The sequence below is a fragment of the Peptacetobacter hominis genome (assembly GCF_006861675.1).
GTDB lineage: Bacteria > Bacillota > Clostridia > Peptostreptococcales > Peptostreptococcaceae > Peptacetobacter > Peptacetobacter hominis.
The window spans coordinates 138,885-157,534 of the sequence record NZ_SGJB01000002.1 but is presented as its reverse complement, the minus strand read 5'-3'; the positions used below and the strand labels follow the sequence as shown (position 1 = coordinate 157,534).

18 protein-coding genes and 1 other RNA gene are annotated in these 18,650 nt (G+C 34.7%); 4 read left to right on the top strand and 15 right to left on the bottom strand.

The features are described from left to right. Positions 1–167: 167 nt before the first annotated feature. The 6 genes from EXD82_RS01960 to smpB all read right to left on the bottom strand — a co-directional run bounded on the left by EXD82_RS01960 (position 168) and on the right by smpB (position 4,565). Positions 168–578, bottom strand: a complete 411-nt coding sequence (locus EXD82_RS01960) for a DUF3842 family protein (protein ID WP_142535238.1) — start codon at positions 576–578, stop codon at positions 168–170. A gap of 135 nt (positions 579–713) precedes the next feature. Then, positions 714–1,604, bottom strand: a complete 891-nt coding sequence (locus EXD82_RS01955; protein WP_142535237.1) for a DMT family transporter — start codon at positions 1,602–1,604, stop codon at positions 714–716. 49 nt (positions 1,605–1,653) lie between these two features. Further along, positions 1,654–2,760: a putative NPN-dependent ornithine cyclodeaminase gene (locus EXD82_RS01950; protein ID WP_142535236.1), complete on the bottom strand. Its 1,107-nt coding sequence runs from the start codon at positions 2,758–2,760 to the stop codon at positions 1,654–1,656. 267 nt (positions 2,761–3,027) lie between these two features. Next, complete coding sequence (locus EXD82_RS01945; protein ID WP_142535235.1) at positions 3,028–3,267, bottom strand: hypothetical protein; 240 nt, start codon at positions 3,265–3,267, stop codon at positions 3,028–3,030. 409 nt (positions 3,268–3,676) lie between these two features. Further along, positions 3,677–4,026: a transfer-messenger RNA gene (ssrA, locus tag EXD82_RS01940) on the bottom strand. 83 nt (positions 4,027–4,109) lie between these two features. Beyond that, entirely contained in the window at positions 4,110–4,565 is a 456-nt protein-coding gene (gene smpB, locus EXD82_RS01935) for an SsrA-binding protein SmpB (protein WP_142535234.1), read from the bottom strand. Positions 4,566–4,740: 175 nt separating this feature from the next. Between smpB and EXD82_RS01930 the strand changes: the two genes are divergently transcribed. The 3 genes from EXD82_RS01930 (at position 4,741) to EXD82_RS01920 (ending at position 6,793) form a co-directional block, all read left to right on the top strand. Further along, positions 4,741–5,556 (top strand): AIM24 family protein, encoded by an 816-nt coding sequence (locus tag EXD82_RS01930; protein ID WP_142535233.1) that lies wholly within the window; start codon positions 4,741–4,743, stop codon positions 5,554–5,556. Positions 5,557–5,760: 204 nt separating this feature from the next. Beyond that, positions 5,761–6,477 carry an AzlC family ABC transporter permease gene (locus EXD82_RS01925; protein ID WP_142535232.1) on the top strand — a complete coding sequence of 239 codons (717 nt, stop codon included), beginning with the start codon at positions 5,761–5,763 and terminating at the stop codon, positions 6,475–6,477. Further along, positions 6,470–6,793: an AzlD domain-containing protein gene (locus EXD82_RS01920; protein ID WP_142535231.1), complete on the top strand. Its 324-nt coding sequence runs from the start codon at positions 6,470–6,472 to the stop codon at positions 6,791–6,793. The genes EXD82_RS01925 and EXD82_RS01920 overlap by 8 nt, the downstream gene beginning before the upstream one ends. 68 nt (positions 6,794–6,861) lie before the next feature. Here the strand turns inward: EXD82_RS01920 and EXD82_RS01915 are convergent, their stop codons facing one another. Beyond that, complete coding sequence (locus EXD82_RS01915; protein WP_206668143.1) at positions 6,862–7,848, bottom strand: aldo/keto reductase; 987 nt, start codon at positions 7,846–7,848, stop codon at positions 6,862–6,864. 139 nt (positions 7,849–7,987) lie between these two features. Here EXD82_RS01915 and EXD82_RS01910 point away from each other — a divergent pair, with 139 nt between their 5' ends. Further along, positions 7,988–8,341 carry a winged helix-turn-helix transcriptional regulator gene (locus EXD82_RS01910; protein ID WP_142535230.1) on the top strand — a complete coding sequence of 118 codons (354 nt, stop codon included), beginning with the start codon at positions 7,988–7,990 and terminating at the stop codon, positions 8,339–8,341. 54 nt (positions 8,342–8,395) lie between these two features. Here EXD82_RS01910 and EXD82_RS01905 read toward each other — a convergent pair whose 3' ends face one another. The 8 genes from EXD82_RS01905 to EXD82_RS01870 all read right to left on the bottom strand — a co-directional run bounded on the left by EXD82_RS01905 (position 8,396) and on the right by EXD82_RS01870 (position 18,565). Beyond that, positions 8,396–9,748 (bottom strand): MATE family efflux transporter, encoded by a 1,353-nt coding sequence (locus EXD82_RS01905; protein WP_206668142.1) that lies wholly within the window; start codon positions 9,746–9,748, stop codon positions 8,396–8,398. 26 nt (positions 9,749–9,774) lie between these two features. Continuing rightward, positions 9,775–11,916, bottom strand: a complete 2,142-nt coding sequence (rnr, locus tag EXD82_RS01900; protein WP_142535229.1) for a ribonuclease R — start codon at positions 11,914–11,916, stop codon at positions 9,775–9,777. A 208-nt stretch (positions 11,917–12,124) separates the two neighbouring features. Beyond that, complete coding sequence (gene secG / locus EXD82_RS01895) at positions 12,125–12,349, bottom strand: preprotein translocase subunit SecG (protein ID WP_142535255.1); 225 nt, start codon at positions 12,347–12,349, stop codon at positions 12,125–12,127. Between the two features lie 239 nt (positions 12,350–12,588). Continuing rightward, positions 12,589–14,118 carry a 2,3-bisphosphoglycerate-independent phosphoglycerate mutase gene (gene gpmI / locus EXD82_RS01890; protein ID WP_142535228.1) on the bottom strand — a complete coding sequence of 510 codons (1,530 nt, stop codon included), beginning with the start codon at positions 14,116–14,118 and terminating at the stop codon, positions 12,589–12,591. Between the two features lie 12 nt (positions 14,119–14,130). Then, complete coding sequence (tpiA, locus tag EXD82_RS01885) at positions 14,131–14,874, bottom strand: triose-phosphate isomerase (protein WP_142535227.1); 744 nt, start codon at positions 14,872–14,874, stop codon at positions 14,131–14,133. A 49-nt stretch (positions 14,875–14,923) separates the two neighbouring features. Continuing rightward, positions 14,924–16,123 carry a phosphoglycerate kinase gene (locus EXD82_RS01880; protein ID WP_142535226.1) on the bottom strand — a complete coding sequence of 400 codons (1,200 nt, stop codon included), beginning with the start codon at positions 16,121–16,123 and terminating at the stop codon, positions 14,924–14,926. Between the two features lie 341 nt (positions 16,124–16,464). Continuing rightward, positions 16,465–17,472 carry a type I glyceraldehyde-3-phosphate dehydrogenase gene (gap, locus tag EXD82_RS01875; RefSeq protein ID WP_142535225.1) on the bottom strand — a complete coding sequence of 336 codons (1,008 nt, stop codon included), beginning with the start codon at positions 17,470–17,472 and terminating at the stop codon, positions 16,465–16,467. 73 nt (positions 17,473–17,545) lie between these two features. Then, on the bottom strand, positions 17,546–18,565 hold the full coding sequence (locus tag EXD82_RS01870; RefSeq protein WP_142535224.1) for a sugar-binding transcriptional regulator: 1,020 nt from the start codon (positions 18,563–18,565) through the stop codon (positions 17,546–17,548). Positions 18,566–18,650: the final 85 nt, after the last annotated feature.

Genomic DNA, 18,650 nt, shown 5'->3' with positions numbered 1-18,650 from the left:
TAAAAAAAGCATACGGACTCTCCTTCTGGAGTGTCATATGCCTTCTGACATCGATCCTATTTTACATATTAACTTATTAAATATGCTTTTTATATTACTTTTTAATATTAAATCAATATTATTGAAAGCTTCATGCTTAAATTTATGACTCTTATTTTTTCAGCTTTCTAGCTGTTAAAACACTTTTTTAGTTCTTCTATTGCTGCCGAAATGAAAAAGGTCATTTTCTGATTCTCCACGCCAACAATAACATTGTTGCAGTGATTTACAGGGATAAGCAGTTTTTTTGCACTGCTCTGTCCTATAGCTTCTGCCATCTTTGGTGTTATTTCCCCGTACATTGAATCTGCTATTACAATTCCAACCGGCCCTATTATAATATCTGCTTTTCTACAGCCTACTACAACAGCATTTTCACCAGTTGCCGCACAGTCAGCTCCAGCTTTCAACATATTTGTTGTAGATACTGAGTTTGTTCCGACTGCCGTTATATTAACATTTTTAAAGTTTTTATTGATTTCCAGCACCAGCTGTTTTCCTATACCGCCACCCTGCGCATCTATAATTAATATCTCCATATTTTTTCCTCATTTCTGAATTAGTAATTATCTTATACTAGGATAGCAGAAAATTTTTTCTCTTTCAAGTACAGGCAAATCATATCGGCGATATGATAATCGCCGATATTTTATCTGCCTTATCATACTAATTAATTAGCTTGCAATTTTTTCTGGTTTCTTTTTCTTAAGGAATGATAATTGAGTCTCAGCTATTATTATAGCAAGGAACATCAATGTAAATCCTAGGATAGAACGTGGTGTGAATGTTTCATTAAAGAATATAGCTCCGAATACAAGTCCGAATATGTTTTCAAAGCTAAGTATGATAGAAACACTTGTAGGATCTTCTGTTTTCTGTGCAATTGTCTGTAATAAGAAACATATTCCAGAACATACTATACCAAGATATAATACTCCTCCAACTGCACTCATATTCCACTGTATTGAACCTGGATCTTCCATTGTTAGTGTGAATACCCATGCAAGAACTGCACATACAGCGAACTCAAGTATTGTTATTAATACAGGATCCTTGTCATTACCCCATTTTGCGATTGCTATAATCTGTGAAGCCCAGAATACTGAACTGATTATTGATATACTGTCACCATAGCTTATACTTAGACTTCCGGCTATAGAAACAAGTATTATACCAGTAGCACACATTACAGCTGCAATTATATGGTAAATCTTTGGTCTTTCCTTTAAGAAAAGCCATCCAAGAAATGGTACAAATACACAGTATGCTGAAGATAGGAAATGACTCTTTCCTGGCATTTCAAGCATAACTCCAAGAGTCTGTGTAAAATATGCCATAAACAGACATACACCTATAAAGATACCACTCTTGATATATTCCTTATCTATCATCTTAAGTTTCTTTATATTAACTAGTCCTAATACCAATGCTGCAATCGTAAAACGCCATGCAAGAAGAGAACCCGCAGGAAGTATATCAGTTGATCCTTTTATAACAACCATAGAACTTCCCCATGCAACGGCTACAAATAATAATGCTAATTTTCCAGATACACTCTTTTTCATAACAGTCTCTCCATTTACCGTATTAAACTGATTTAAAAGATTCAGAATACTATTTTATTACATCAAGTCCTTTAGCAACACGAGTAATAAAGTCCTGAACGTTAGTTACCATAGTTGTAGCTGATAAACTTCCTCTATCTAGAAGTTTGTTTACAACGAATTCGTCAGCATCAACTGTGTATAGATATACAGGACGTATTGTTCCATCTTTTAATACACGGAATGATGGTGTCATATTTCCTACTGCTATTGTATGAAGCATTGTTGCAAGACATATAACAGTAGTTGCATCCTTAACTATATTTCTCATTGCATTCGCTGCTTCATAAACATTTCCATATACTTCTGGAAGTGGTCCGTCGTCACGGATAGATCCTGCAAGTACTATTGGAACATTATTGTTTACACAGCTGCATATTATACCATCGTTTAGGTTATAGTCTTTCATAAACTGTGGTATAGATCCGCTTCTTCTAACCTTATTTAAAACATCAAGGTGGTTGTAATGTCCATTAGGCTGTGATTTCTGAGTATATATATCCTGTCCAAGAGCAGTGTGTAATAAAGCTCCCTCAAGGTCATGAGTTGCAAGTGCATTTCCTGCTAGAAGACCATGTGCATATCCATTCTCAACAAGTGCCTGCATAGCAGCTCTTGCAGTAGCGTCGAATGCAAAAGCAGGTCCCATTACCCATACTATTTTTCCACCGTTTTCTTTTTCATATTTTAATAACTCGAAAAGTTTGTCATAATCTTTTGCATATGAAGTTTCACGGCTTCTTCCCTGACGGAAAACAAACTGATCATCTAAATCATCTGTTGCTTCTTCAAAACCGTTACAGTGCATGTATACTCCTTCTTCGCATCTTTCAGTTCTTCCAAGCATTACTTTGTCGCCTTTTTTTATGTTTCTAGACTCTACAACATCAAGAGTACCATCTTCACGAAGAACTACACATGAGTCCATACGGCTCTCCTCTGCAAGTCTCCACTCTCCATCTATCTTGAAATATTCAGGATACATAGATGTACTGTGATAGTTTTCTGGAACTACTCCATCTTTTTCCGCTTCCTCATATTTAGCATTTGGTGCATTTACAAAAACTTCTTCTGTAAAGTCAGGATGTCTATATTTAGGCATTTCAAAAACTGACATAACGTTTCCTCCTTAGATATTATATATACAGGCCTATATCTTGTTTATAATATAACATAATTTATTTTATCTGTAAACATTTTCCCGTTATTTTCCGAAAAAAATTTTTCATTTTATTTTTATAAATTAACTGAAATTTCATAATTTCACTTTAATAAACTATTTTAGGCTATATAGCTAAAAAAAATAACTCAGTCGATGTAAAATTCGACTGAGTATACTAAATCAGATAATTATTTTATTCACATAGTAATTTGTTGTAAACGATTAATTTTCCCTATTTTCCAGAAAAGAAAATACTGACATGTCTGGAAACCCTACAATTATAATATTTGAATTATCCTTCATACGAAAACTGAAACCATCATCTCTAAATTTTTCTATCTTTTTAACTCTATCAAAAGGGAATGAAACATATACTTCATTATTTTTTGAAACATAAATTTCAGAATCAGATATTGTACACTCATAAATATCATCAGAATTAATTTCCCTGAAATTATCCATTATATATCTTATATAATTTGAAATTTTCCTGTATACAAAAAGTATAAATGATATAAATAAAATGAAAAAAGGTATTTCCATAAAACCAGATCTGAAATATTTAAAATAACATAATACAAACAATAATAAAACCAGAAAAGAAGGTATTACTATAGATATAACGAACATGGGTATAGACAGATAAAGTACATCTTTCCTATGTTTGTTTATAGAGTCAGTATTGAGAAAAAAATTCATAAATTCACCTCTTTATAAAAAATATTTGATATTTTATTATATCTCTTAATATAGATCTATAATGTTATAATATAAAAAATTTATGATTTTATATTTATTTTTAACTGCAATTGTGATAAAAATAAAAAAATACCAGCCCAAAAGCCAGTATTTTCAATCCATCTAATTTAATTGGTGGAGATGAGGGGAGTCGAACCCCTGTCCGAAAGCTCTTTCCCCGCTGCATCTACGTGTGTAGTTGTCTCTACTATAATCTCACCTCATGCATCGCCGAGCAACAGGCTATACAATCAGCCAGCCTCAGTTAGTCCGCTTCAGGTCAAGGCAACCCTAAAGTAGTTCCCTGCATAGATGATGTCCAGTCTTAACCGGCAGGAGGGCTAAGAGGGACAAGCTGCAATTAGGCAGCTAATGCGTAATTATCGTTTGCGTTTATTTTAAGTTCCCCAGTTTTTACGTGACCCAGAGTAACACGACACGCAACCTCAGGTTCTAAACCCCCGTCGAAACCTTTACACCCCCGTGTAAAAGAAATTTTCATACGCAAACTGCATTTCATATTGTAGATAATATTATATCATAAAACAGAGAATTAACCAAACAAATTAATATTTCCCTGTCATTTCCCTTTCTATACGTCTCTGGGCATCTTTCTTTGCCATATCCTGACGTTTATCGTAAAGTTTCTTACCTTTTGCAAGAGCAAGTTCAACCTTTACCTTTCCATTTTTAAGATACATACTAAGTGGTATCAGAGAATAACCTTTTATAGTTGTTGCTCCTATAAGTTTTCTTATTTCATGTTTATGTAAAAGAAGCTTTCTAACTCTTAAAGGATCGACATTGAATATATTTCCCTGTTCATAGGGACTTATATGTACCTGCTTCATGAATACTTCTCCATTATCTACAGAACAATATCCTTCCTTAAGGTTCACTTTTCCCTGTCTTATAGACTTGACTTCTGTACCTTTAAGCTCTATTCCACACTCATAAGTTTCCTCTATAAAATACTCATGTCTGGCTTTTCTGTTTGTTGCAAGAACCTTAACACCTGCCATATCCTTTCACCTACTTCCCTACATTACTGAGTTCTACTATATCATAACTGAATTTTCATGTCAATATAAGCATTTTTATTAAATACGCTGTAATTTATTAAATTTTCTTAATATTATTGATTTAATATATATCATATAGTAAACTTTAAGTAATACAACGTAAAGGAGTGATTTTATGATACTTGATGAAAAGGCAAAAGTAATAAAGACTACAAGTGATGGAAAGAATAAATTTGAAGTACTTGAATTTGAAAACCTTGATGGAGCTACAGATCCTACAATGGCAATGGCACTTTATTTTGCAAAGAAAGCTGGACTTAAATCAAGAATTGTAAGAGTATCTCTTGATAACTCTTCCATAAAAACAGAAGCCGGTGCACTTTATTTCTACAAAGGAAATATTTCAAGCGATACAAAAGTAGGTGGAGCTGGTGGATTTTTCAAAAAAAGTATTTCCGGTGCTCTTACAGGTGAATCTATACTTAAACCATCTTACACAGGAAGTGGAGAAGTATATCTTGAACCTTCATTTAAACACTACTGTGCAATGACTCTTGACAACGAATCTATAATTGTAGACAAAGGTGTTTTCTATTGTTGCTCAGACAGTATCGAACTTTCTGCTGTATCTCAGAAAAACATTTCTTCTGCCGTTATGGGTGGCGAAGGAATTTTCCAGCTTCAGCTTAAAGGAAGCGGTGTTGTAATACTTGAACTTCCTGTTCCTGAATCTGAAATAGTAAAATGTACACTTAACGGAGATGAAGAACTAAAAGTAGATGGAAACTTTGCTATAGCAAGAACTTCAGGTGTAAACTTCTCTGTTACAAAATCTCAGAAATCTCTTTTCCGTTCTGCAATGGGCGGTGAAGGATTCCTTAATACATATACAGGAAGCGGAAGTGTATGGATTGCTCCTACAGCACCTGTTTACAATGATTTATCTTTTGGTTTCCTTGGAAGCAACGATTCAATGGACAATGAAGAATAAAAATAGTCTTATGATTTTGTTCAGATAAATATAATTTGTAAAAGATAGTATTATTTTTATATAATACTATCTTTTTTACTATACATCTTCTTTTTTAATCTTTATTCTATTTATATTTTGTATAGTATAGTTTTCTGACATTTGTTATTTTTATAACCCTGTTATATAATTGTCTTGCCTATATATTATGTGAGGGGTGATATCTTGAAAAAATACTTCAATAAAGAAAATATAAATGATGCTCTGAAAGCATCCATACCTATTTTTATAGCATATCTTCCAATAGGAGTTGTTGGCGGAATACTTCTGAAAGCTTCCGGTGTATCAATACCTTATATACTTCTTATGTCGCTTCTTGTTTTCGGTGGAAGTGCTCAGTATATAGCTGCTTCAATGATTGCAGTAAATGCAGGTATATCATCTATAGTACTTACAACATTTATAATAAATCTGAGACATTTTCTGATGAGTTCAAACCTTAATATGGTTATAAAAAACAAGAAACTTAAATATATACTTCCATTTGGACTTGGACTTACAGATGAAACTTTCGCGGTAAACTACGAAAAATATATAAGTGGTAAATGGTCCGATGAAAAAGCAATTCTTGTAAACTTTATGTGTCTTGGAATATGGCTTATAAGCTTTTTTATAGGTGCGCTTCTTGGAAATTTCATACAGATTGATACTTATATATCTGGATTTATAATAACAGCACTTTTCACAACACTTGTTGCCGGATCTGTAAAAAACTTTGTATACATACTAGTTGCTATTATATCAGTTATTTCTTTTATAGTTCTTTACAGTATTACATCAAGCAGCCTTATCATTGTTGTGGCACCTGTAATAGCCTGTGCATCAGGTCTTTTAATTGAAAGAACTATTCTTGCTGAAAGAAAGGAGAAATGCAGTGAGTAATACATATATTTTTCTGATATGTCTTGGAATGGGAATCGTAACATATATACCGAGAGTTCTTCCTCTGATTCTTTTTTCAGACAGAGAAATGCCCGATGGACTTAAAGAGGCTCTTAAATTTGTTCCTGTAGCAATGCTTAGTGCTCTTATTGCAAAGGACGTTTTTTTCAGAGATGATACACTTTTTCTGAGCCTATCAAATCCAAAACTTCTTGCATTTCTGATTGTTATATTTGTAGCTGCAAAATTCAAATCAATAATGGCTTCACTTGTTGTAGGAACTGCAGCTGTATTTATATTTTCACTTATACTGTAATCGTAATAAATATAATATATTACCTATATAAAAAGGAATCGCATTTATAAATATGCGATTCCTTTTTTCTACCATAATTTATGTACGTCTTCTCTTATATATCTATCGTATATATCTCTTACACCTTTCATCTGCTCATCTGTAAGCGGATTCATCTGTGCAGCTCTTATATTTTCAACAAGCTGAGAACTTCTGCTCGCTCCTGGAATTACAGTTGTAACTGCATCGTTCATAAGTATCCATCTAAGTGCATACGGAGCTATATCATCAGTACCAAAAAGTTTTTTAAGCTCTTCAACTGCCTTAAGCCCTTTTTCATAGTTTACACCAGAGAAAGTTTCTCCCTTGTCAAAAGCCTCTCCATTTCTGTTGTATGATCTATGGTCGTCTTTTCCAAATACTGTATTTATATTGTATTTACCTGTAAGTAATCCACTTGCAAGCGGAACTCTACAGATTATACCTATATCATTTTTCTTTGCTGATTTGAATAATTCCTCTTCAGGTTTAAGTCTGAACATGTTGTATATTACCTCTATACCTGATATTCCGTACTCCATAGCGGCAAGTCCTTCTTCAACCTTCTCTATACTCACACCGTATGAAGTGATTTTACCAGATTTTTTCATTTTATCCATAGCTGTAAATATCTCATCTTTTCTATATACTGAAGTTGGAGGACAGTGAAGAAGTATCATATCAAGCTTTTCTACTCCCATTCTTTTTATGCTTCCATCGACAAATTTTTCCATCGCTTCCGGAGTATACATCTCATCTGTATGTGGGTTTAATGCTCTACCACATTTTGTAACTATATAGAATTTATCCTCTTTGCCTTTTATAAACTTTCCTATCGCCTTTTCACTGTTTCCATCGTTGTATATATCAGCTGTATCTATCATGTTTATTCCATTTTCTTCAGCAGCTTCAAGTATTTTCTGAGCTTCAACTGGATTGAACTCGTCTCCCCATCTTGTTCCAAGCTGCCATGTTCCAAGTCCTATCTCAGTAACTGATTTTTTTGTATTTCCCATTATTCTTTTATTTATATTCATATTAATCCCCTTTCTGGCATATTTATTTATAATGCTGTACTTTTTTAATGTATAATATAATTATCATTTATATTTTTACTTTGTACAAGAATGCACAAATTTTTCAGTTGGTGAACTTTTTTTCACTATGGAGGTTTATATGGATAAAATCAAAGTTGTATGCGAAATAGAAGTTACTATAAAAATGATTGGTGGAAAATACAAAGCCCTTATACTTGAGTATCTGATAAAAAACAGAAGTCAGAGATTTAGTGAAATACATAGATATATAAACAACGTTTCCCAGAGAACTCTGACAAATCAGTTGAGAGAACTCGAGGCCGATGGACTTATAAAAAGAACTGTATTCCCCGAAGTTCCGCCGAGAGTTGAATATTCGATAACAGAAAAGGGCGATTCTCTTTCTGAAATACTTGAACTCATGTGTACATGGGGAGCAGAAAATCTCGACGAAAGATTTGAACTTACAGATCCTCAGTGCTCTGAATGCTAAAAAAATACCGACCTTTATAAGTCTTATTCTGACTTTAAGGTCGGTAATTATTTTTTAATTTATTTCTTTTCTAAAAGCTGTCCTCTTAAGATATATCACAAGTATTATAAAACTTGCCGTCCATGATATCGGATATCCCAGAAATACAGCTGCTATATCGTGATATACTCTGGTAGATGCTGCTATCCACGCCATTCTAAGTCCGCACCAACAGCTTATTATAACTGCCATAGGAACTACTGATTTTCCCATTCCTCTAAGAGATCCCGCTATTGCATCTGATGCCGATACAAAAAGATATCCTGGAACAAGAAAACTCATCATTCTTACACCGTAGTACACAACTCCCGAATCATTGTTAAATACTGCTATAAGCTCTGATACTGTAGCATAAAGAACAACTGACACTATAGCCATTGAAGTAACACTCATAAGAGTTCCGGTTATAATTCCTTTTCTTACTCTGTCGTGTTTTCCTGCACCTGTATTCTGACCTGCAAAAGTAGCCATTGCCATAGAAAAACTTGTTGTAGATAATACCGCAAATCCCTCTATTTTCTGATATGCACTGCATCCAGCCATAGCTATTGCCCCGAAACTGTTTATATGACTCTGAACTACTATATTAGACATTGAAACAGCAGTGTTCTGTATTCCACCGGGAAGCCCTATTGCGAATATCCTTCCCAATGTTTTCATATGAATCCTTATATTTCTGAATCTGAATTCATACTTATCGTGTGATTTTCTGATTTTGAGTATTGCAAGTACAGCACTCAATGTCTGAGAAATTATTGTTGCAAGTGCTGCTCCTTCTATTCCCATGCTCATATATTTTACAAACACGACATCCAGAATTATATTTGTTACGGATGCTGTCATAAGTATATATAGAGGACTTTTAGAATCTCCGGTAGCCTGTATTATTGAAGCACCCATGTTATAAATCATTGTAGAAAGCATTCCTGTAAAATATATCTTCAGATATACAGATGATTCATCAAATACAGACTCCGGAACCCCCATCATTTTAAGTATAGAGTCTGTCGATATTATTCCTATAGCTGTTATTATAACTCCAAACACTATTCCTATTCCCAGTGATGTATGTATCGCCTCTTTCGTAGCCTCTTTATTTTTTGCTCCATACTCCTGTGCTACTACTACCCCTGCCCCGGCAGCAAGTCCTATGAAAAATCCCGTTATAAGATATATTATAGAACCGCTTGAACCAACCGCGGCAAGTGCTTCAGCACCGACAAAATTTCCAACTATTATAGAGTCGACGGTATTATAAAGCTGCTGAAAAAGATTGCTGAGAAGCATTGGAAGGGAAAAATACAGAATCGCCTTCCATATAGTTCCCTCTGTCATTCTGTTTATAGTCGTGGAATTATTGCCCGACATTTTCTCTCCCCCATAAATCAAAGTTACTAGTCTTCATTTTTTCTTAGAATTTTAAAGTCTATCTCTTTTCTATCTACATCGGCATTTATTACCTTTATTCTTACTGAATCTCCTATTCTGTAGGTTTTCTTTGTTCTTTCTCCTATTACACAGAAAGTTTCCTCAAAGTAGTCATAGTAATCGTCATTCATATCTGCAAGTCTTGCAAGCCCTTCTACACTGTTTTCAAGCTCTACAAATATTCCAAAGTTTGTTACACCTGATATTACACCGTTGTATTCCTTTCCGATTCTTTTTTCCATATATACTGCTTTGTAGTAATCGTCAACTTCTCTTTCCGCAACTTCGGCGGCTCTTTCCTGCTCAGATGAATGGTCTGATATATAAGAAACTACGCTCTCAAAATGAGCCTTTGCCTTGTCGTCCATTCTTCCATTTATAACTTCTTTTATTATTCTATGTATCTGAAGGTCCGGATATCTTCTTATCGGTGATGTAAAGTGTGAGTAATATTTTGCTGCAAGTCCGAAATGTCCTTCACATACTGGAGAATATCTCGCCTGTCTAAGAGATCTAAGCATTATCGCACTTATAGCATGTTCCTCTTTTGTACCTGCAATCTGTTTTATTACCTTCTGAAGTGCCTTTGGATGAATTTCCTCATCTTTTCCGTTGTTTACCTTGTATCCAAATGTAGCGATGAATTTTCCAAGTGTCTCCATTTTTTCAGTTGCAGGATTTTCATGTATTCTGTAGACAAACGGCATTGTCATCCAATAGAAATGTTCTGCTACAGTTTCATTTGTAACAAGCATGAACTCCTCTATCATTCTGTTTGCTATTCTTCTTTCATATGGCTCTATATCTACAGGTATACCTTCTGAATCGAGAACTATCTTTGACTCAGGGAAGTTGAAATCTATAGCTCCCCTTCTATCCCTTTTATCCATAAGTATTCTGGCAAGTTCTTCAGCTGTTCTGAAATCATCTACCAGATGAGCAAATGTTTTGCATAATTTTTCGTCGTTTTTCTCAAGTATATCTGACACCTCTGTATATGTCATTCTAGCCTTTGATCTTATTACAGATTCTGTTATTTCATGGTCTACAACATTACCTTTTCTGTCTATTTCCATTATTACAGAAAGTGTAAGCTTATCCTCACCCCGGTTAAGACTGCATACACCATTTGAAAGTTCTTTTGGAAGCATCGGTATAACCTTGTCTACAAGATATACGGATGTCGCTCTTTTTATAGCTTCCTTGTCTATTTTACTTCCTTCTTTTACATAATGTGTTACATCCGCTATATGTACTCCCAGTCTGTAGTGACCGTTTGGAAGTTTAGATACTGATACCGCATCATCAAGGTCTTTGGCATCTGAACCATCTATAGTAAATATATTCCAATCTCTGTAATCTGCTCTTTTTTCTATATGCTCTTTTTCAAATGGAACTGCAACAGCCTGAGCCTCCTTCAGAACTTTTTTAGGGAAATCATCAGGAAGATTGTTTGCTCTTACTATAGAATCTATTTCAACATATCTATCTCCTTTTTTCCCTATAACCTCTCTGATTACTCCTTCTGCTTTTTTACCATTTTTAGGCCATACAGTAAGTTTACACACTACCTTATCGCCCTCTGATGCTCCATTGAATCCTGCTTTTGGAACGTATACATCTCCATTTACTCTTTTATTGTCCGGTATTACAAAACCAAACTGTCTGTTGCTTTTCTGGAATGTACCCACAACCTCAGTTATTTCTCTTTTTATTATTCTTATTATCTTACCTTCAGCACGTTTTTCTTCAGTAGCCTCTTTTATTATCTCGGCAACTACTCTATCTCCGTGCATTGCTGTGTTTACATCATCTGCCGGTATAAAAAGATCCTGCACAAATTCCTCATCAGATTCAACAAATCCAAATCCCTTTTCATGTGATATGAACTTTCCTACAAAAAGTCCTGCTCTCTGAGCTGACATTATTTTTCCTTTTTTGGATTTTACAATATATCCATCTTCCTCAAGTTCATCTATGTACGTATAAAATAATGGACGCTCTGTTTTGTGAACCATAAATATTTTTGCCAGTTCCTCTTTTGTTAGTGGAGCATAGCCTGGTTCATTTACAAGTCCTATTAAATGCTCTTTTACTTTATCTATCATAAATTTACACCTCTTTCCCTTTTTTAATATCTATAAATCTGCATATATACTTCTATTTTTTCTATTTAGATACATTATACCATATTAAGTTAAAAGAGGGCTGACTCACAGGAATTTAACCTGATTATCAGCCCTCTTCATTCACAACTTTAACATTAAATTTAATTTTAAAATTATGTAGTCGATTGACAATTGGCCTGTTGTCCGACTATTTACTTACCATTAGTAATGCTATTGCATTTATAAAGAATAAAACTGCTACTATTTTTGTAACTTTGTTAAGAAAAGCCTGTTTTCCTTTTGGTTTAAAGTAAGACTGGTTCCCTTCTCCACCGTACTGTGAAGGCATAGCTGTTTTATTTTCCTGTGGCATTATAGCTATTACAAGAGCTATCCCTAGTATTACCTGAGTAGCCATTAGTATATTTACAATGTTGCCCATTCAGATTTCCCCCTATTATAATATGTTTTCCATTTTCATTACATTTCAGTATACCATATCAAAGAATAAATCTCAATATATTGATGCAAAAGACCTGATTCATATTTGAATCAGGTCTTTTTCGATATCTAAATCCTAATACGATATACGCTTTTAAATTTATTTGATGGATAAATTCTAAAAGTATTTTTTATATTATTTTACATATATACGCATCTCGGATTATTTTACTATCTTATTATTAATGAATGTCCTGTCATTTCTGCAGGCTGTTCCATGTGCATCATATCAAGAACTGTTGGAGCTATGTCAGAAAGTCTTCCATCGTCCATAAGTTTAAGTCCTTTGAATTCCTCTCCTGCCACTATAAATGGAACAGGGTTTGTTGAGTGTGCAGTTACAACTTTTCCTGTTTCAGGATCAGTCATAAGTTCAGCGTTTCCGTGGTCAGCAGTTATTATTGCACTTCCTCCCATAGAAACTATCTTGTCAACTAATTCTCCTACACATTTATCAACAGTTTCAACAGCTTTTACAGCAGCTTCCATGCTTCCTGTATGACCAACCATATCAGGGTTAGCAAAGTTTATAGCTATAAAATCGTATTTATCTTCAGCAAGTTTCTCTTCTGTTTTTTCAAGAAGTTCAAACGCTGACATTTCAGGCTGAAGATCGTATGTTGCAACTTTTGGAGATGGTATAAGAAGTCTGTCCTCATTTTCGTTAGGCTCTTCTACACCACCATTGAAGAAGAATGTAACGTGTGCATACTTCTCAGTTTCTGCAGCTCTAAGCTGAGTTTTTCCATTTTTTGCAAGATACTCACCAAGAGTATTTACAAGAGACTGTGGCTTATATGCTACATTTACATCTTTTTCTATTGAAGCATCGTACTCTGTAAGACATACAAAGTATGTATTGAAGAATTCTCTCTTGAATCCATCAAAATCTTCAACCGCTATTGCTCTTGTTATCTGTCTGGCTCTGTCTGGTCTGAAGTTGAAGAATATAACAGAGTCATTTTCTTTTATTGTTCCGACTGGTTTTCCATCCTTCATTATAACTGTAGGAATTATAAACTCGTCGTTTTTGTCATCTGCATAAGAAGCCTCTATCGCGTCTATTATACACTCAGATTTATTTCCTTCTCCTCTTACCATTGCATTGTAGGCAAGTTCTGTTCTTTCCCATCTCTTGTCTCTATCCATTGCATAGTATCTTCCAGAAACAGAAGCAAATTCACCTGTAGTTTCCTTCATAGCTTCAAGTGTTTCTTTTGCATATCCTATTGCACTTCTAGGATCTGTATCTCTACCATCTGTGAAAGCGTGAACGTATACTCTTTCAACACCTTTCATCTCAGCCATTTTAAGTATAGCTTTAAGATGATCTATGTGAGAGTGAACTCCACCATCTGATAGAAGTCCCATTATGTGAAGTGCATGTTCTTTTGCATTTTCCATAGCATGGCAAAGAACTTCATTTTCAAAGAAATCTCCGTCAGCTATTGATTTTGTTACTCTTGTAAGGTCCTGATAAACTATTCTACCTGCACCTATATTAGTGTGCCCAACCTCAGAGTTACCCATCTGTCCATCTGGAAGACCTACATCAAGTCCGCTTGCTCTCATTAGAGTTGATGGGTATTCATTTGATATTCTATCTATGTTAGGTGTTTCGGCAGTGAAAACGGCATTTCCGTTTTCACTTTTTGAATATCCGAAACCATCCATTATTATTAATGCTACTGGTTTTTTCATTTTGTACTCTCCTTAGAAATTAAGTAAAGCAAGGTAATCTTCAGCTTTTAAGCTTGCTCCACCAACTAATGCTCCATCTATATCGCTCTGTGCCATTATTTCTGAAACATTTGCAGGTTTTACAGATCCACCGTACTGTATTCTTACTTCTTCAGCAAGTTCTCCGTATAATCCTTTAACAACTTCTCTTATGTATGCTATTACATCGTTAGCCTGCTCTGCAGTTGCAGTTTTTCCAGTTCCTATAGCCCATATTGGTTCATAAGCTATAACAACTTTTGCAAGATCTTCTTTAGCTACATTTTTAAGTCCTTCTTCAACCTGTACTTTAACTACATCTTTAGTTTTGTCAGCTTCTCTTTCTTCAAGAGTTTCTCCACAGCAAAGTATTGGATCTATTCCAACTTCTAAAGCCTTTAAAACTTTTTTGTTTACTGTTTCATCAGTTTCGTTGAAGTATTCTCTTCTTTCAGAATGTCCTATTACTACGTAGTCTATGTCAAGTTCTTTAAGCATTAATGGAGATACTTCTCCTGTGAATGCTCCACTTTCTTCAAAGTGCATGTTCTGAGCACCTATTTTTATGTCAGTTCCTTTAGTTGCTTCTTTAAGGTCTTTTAATAATGTAAAAGGAGCACATATAACTGCTTCAGCTTTATCCGGACAAGTATTTCCTTTTACTGCTTCAGCAAATTCTAAAGCTTCTTTTATAGTTTTGTTCATTTTCCAGTTTCCTGCTATTATAGGTTTTCTCATTTTAGATTCCTCCATAATTTATCATTTATAAATCATATGTTAAATGTTCTTATTTTTCGTCAAGGCATGCTATACCTGGAAGTTCTTTTCCTTCAAGGAACTCAAGTGATGCTCCACCACCTGTAGAAACGTGAGTCATCTTATCTCCGAATCCCATCTGGTTAACTGCAGCTGCAGAGTCTCCTCCACCTATTATTGTAACTGCATCTGTTTCAGCCATAGCTTTTGCAACAGCTTCAGTACCTTTTGCGAAGTTCTTGAATTCGAATACTCCCATTGGTCCGTTCCATATAACTGTTTTTGCTGATTTTACAGCATCTGCATACATTTCAGCAGTTTTTGGTCCTATATCAAGACCTTCGTGATCTGATGGTATGTCTCTTCCTTCAGATATTATAGGAGTTTCATTTTCACCGAACTGAGCAGCGTAAGTTATATCTATTGGAAGTAAAAGTTTAACACCTTTCTCTTCAGCTTTTGCCATCATTTCTTTAGTGTATTCTATTTTATCTTCTTCAAGAAGAGAATTTCCTATTTCATGTCCCATAGCTTTTAGAAAAGTATATCCCATACCTCCACCTATTATAAGTGTATCAACTTTATCAAGAAGGTTGTTTATAACGCCTAATTTATCAGAAACCTTAGCTCCACCTAATATTGCAACAAATGGTCTGTCTGGAGTTTCAACAGCTTCACCTAAGAATTTAAGTTCTTTCTGTATTAGGTATCCACATACTCTTTCCTCTAAGAACTGTCCTGCACCAACAGTTGAGCAGTGAGCTCTGTGTGCAGTACCGAATGCATCGTTTACAAATATTTCAGCAAGAGATGCTAGTTCTTTTGAGAAGTTTTCTTCGTTTTTAGTTTCTTCTTTTCTATATCTTGTATTTTCAAGAAGCATTACTTCTCCGTCTTTTAATTCTGCAGCAGCTTTTTTAGCATTTTCACCAACTACACAATCATCAGCAGCAAATACAACTTCCTGTCCAAGCATTTCAGATAATCTCTTTGCAACTGGAGCAAGAGATAATTCAGGTTTAGCTTCTCCTTTTGGTTTACCTAAGTGAGAGCAAAGTATAACTCTTGCATTGTGGTCTATAAGGTATTTTATTGTTGGAAGAGCTCCGTTTAATCTGTTTTCATCAGTTATAACACCGTCTTTTAGAGGTACATTGAAGTCACATCTTACAAGTACTCTTTTTCCGGCAACCTGTATATCTTCTATTGTTTTTTTGTTTAGCATTGACATATTCAATATCTCCTTTAAAAATATTTGTATTTATGTTAATAGGATGATTACCTTTCATCCGTTTATGTCCGTATTCTTATCGTATATCTGAAAAAAAGTCCTGAGTCCGTAGCGAAAAACTACAAACCAGGACTTTTTCTGAAGTACATTAATATTATAGGTTATGTATGGGGGTACATAACGAAGGTTATTAATTGAATGTATTCATTTATATACAAGGATTGCAGTTATGGAGAATATGCAATTCCAGTGTATCGTTATATATTTGCAGTTTATCTACTTATTATTCTACTGTTGTTCAGCAATTATGTAAATAGCTGCAGATATTACTTTTGTCATTATTATTTGCTTAATCCAGCAAAGTATCCTAATGTTCTTATTAACTGAGAAGTATAAGACATTTCGTTGTCATACCAAGAAACAACTTTAACTAACTGCTCTCCGTTTACTTCCATTACTCTTGTCTGAGTAGCATCGAATAATGATCCGTAGCTCATACCAACTATATCAGATGATACTATCATATCTTCGTTGTATCCGAAAGACTCGTTAGCTGCTTCTTTCATAGCTGCGTTTACTTCTTCTACAGTTACTTTTTTACCTAATGTACAAACAAGTTCAGTTAATGAACCAGTTACTACTGGAACCCTCTGAGCAGCTCCGTCTAATTTACCGTTTAATTCTGGTATAACAAGACCTATAGCTTTTGCAGCACCAGTTGTGTTAGGAACTATGTTTCCTGCAGCAGCTCTTGCTCTTCTTAAGTCACCTTTTGGATGAGGACCATCTAGTGTATTCTGGTCATTTGTGTAAGCGTGTATAGTAGTCATTAATCCTTTTTCTAGACCGAATTTATCGTTTAATGCTTTAGCCATTGGAGCTAGACAGTTTGTAGTACAAGATGCACCAGATATAACTGTTTCAGTTCCGTCAAGTATGTCACTGTTTACGTTGAATACTACTGTTTTAAGATCTCCTGTTGCTGGAGCTGATATAACAACTTTTTTAGCTCCTGCTTTTATATGAGCTTCAGCTTTTTCTCTTGAAGTGAAGAATCCTGTACACTCAAGAACTATATCTATTCCTAATTCTGCCCAAGGTAGGTTTTCTGGGTTTCTTTCTGCTGTTACTTTTATTTCTTTTCCGTTAACTATGAAAGCACCTTCTTCAACAACTATTTCACCGTTGAATCTTCCCTGTGCTGTATCATATTTGAATAAGTGAGCAAGCATTTTTGCATCTGTTAAGTCGTTTATTGCAACAACCTCGAATTTTTCTGGCTGTTCCATCATTTTTCTTAATGCTAATCTACCTATTCTACCAAAACCATTTATAGCTACTTTTACCATGTCGCTACCTCCTGAAAATTTAATTATCATTTTTATTTTTTCGGCTTTCACCGTTTGTTTGTTATGTCATTTCTTACTGTCCAAGTATGTGGTGTGCACTCTGTTCATCTGTAACAAGCACAAGATTTTTATTTGTTTCCGCTACAGCCATGAACGCTTCAACTTTTTCATCTCCTGCAAATATAAGGATACTCTCCTTTATTTTTCTGAATGTGTCAAAGTCGATTCCTACTGTATTAATCTTGTACACTACATTACCTTCTTTATCAAAGTAATGTCCAAATGCTTCTCCCACAGCGTGATTTTTAAGAATTTCCTCTTTCTGTTCTTCTGAAAGATTTCTTCTTTCAAGCATCACGTCAGCTCTTCCTATACTGAATACTAAAATATCTGTTTCTGATATATGATCCAGTGTATTTTTAATTTCCGGTACTCTTGTAAGTGTCTTCATAGCACTTTTATCAAGTTCATCCGGTATGTGCAGAAGTTCAAAATCGGAATGTATCCGTCTTCCAAGTTTTGCCACTATGCTATTTGACTGAGTCTCAACTTCTGTTCCCATACTTCCTCTTGCCGGTATGACAAGTGTGTTTTCGTATTTCTTGTCTGTTTTGACTGCATTTGCAAATTCAAGCATTGTAGTCCCACCTGTAATTGCCACTGTATTTCCATCCTTTAATATACTTAGGAAATACTCTGCACCATCTCTTGCTACATCTCTTAGAAGTGTTTCATTCTCTTCGCAGCTTCCGGGAACGAGAATAACCTTTTTTATTCCAAGTTTTTCTTTTACTCGATCCCGAAGATTGCTTATTCCCATTATATCGGCCATTACATCTTTCAGTTTTTCAAGAAGTTCTTCACCTTCTTCTGTGACAGTCATACCCGAAACAGCAACATCTATAAGTCCCTGTTCCTTCAGAAACTCTGTTTCTGTTCTGGCAACTCTTTCGCTTATTCCAAGCTGATTTGAAAGAGATCTTCTTCCTATCGGCTGACTAAGCGATATCTGTCTCAGAACTGAATATCTTCTTTCCATGAGTTCAATAGCCTGAGGGATAAGTTTTTTCTGTAATTCTATCAGGTCTCTCATAAAATTCTCCTTCTTGCATTCAAGGGACTTTTCGTGTCCCGTATGTTATTTTCAGTCCCACAAGATAATTTTATTTTATAGTATT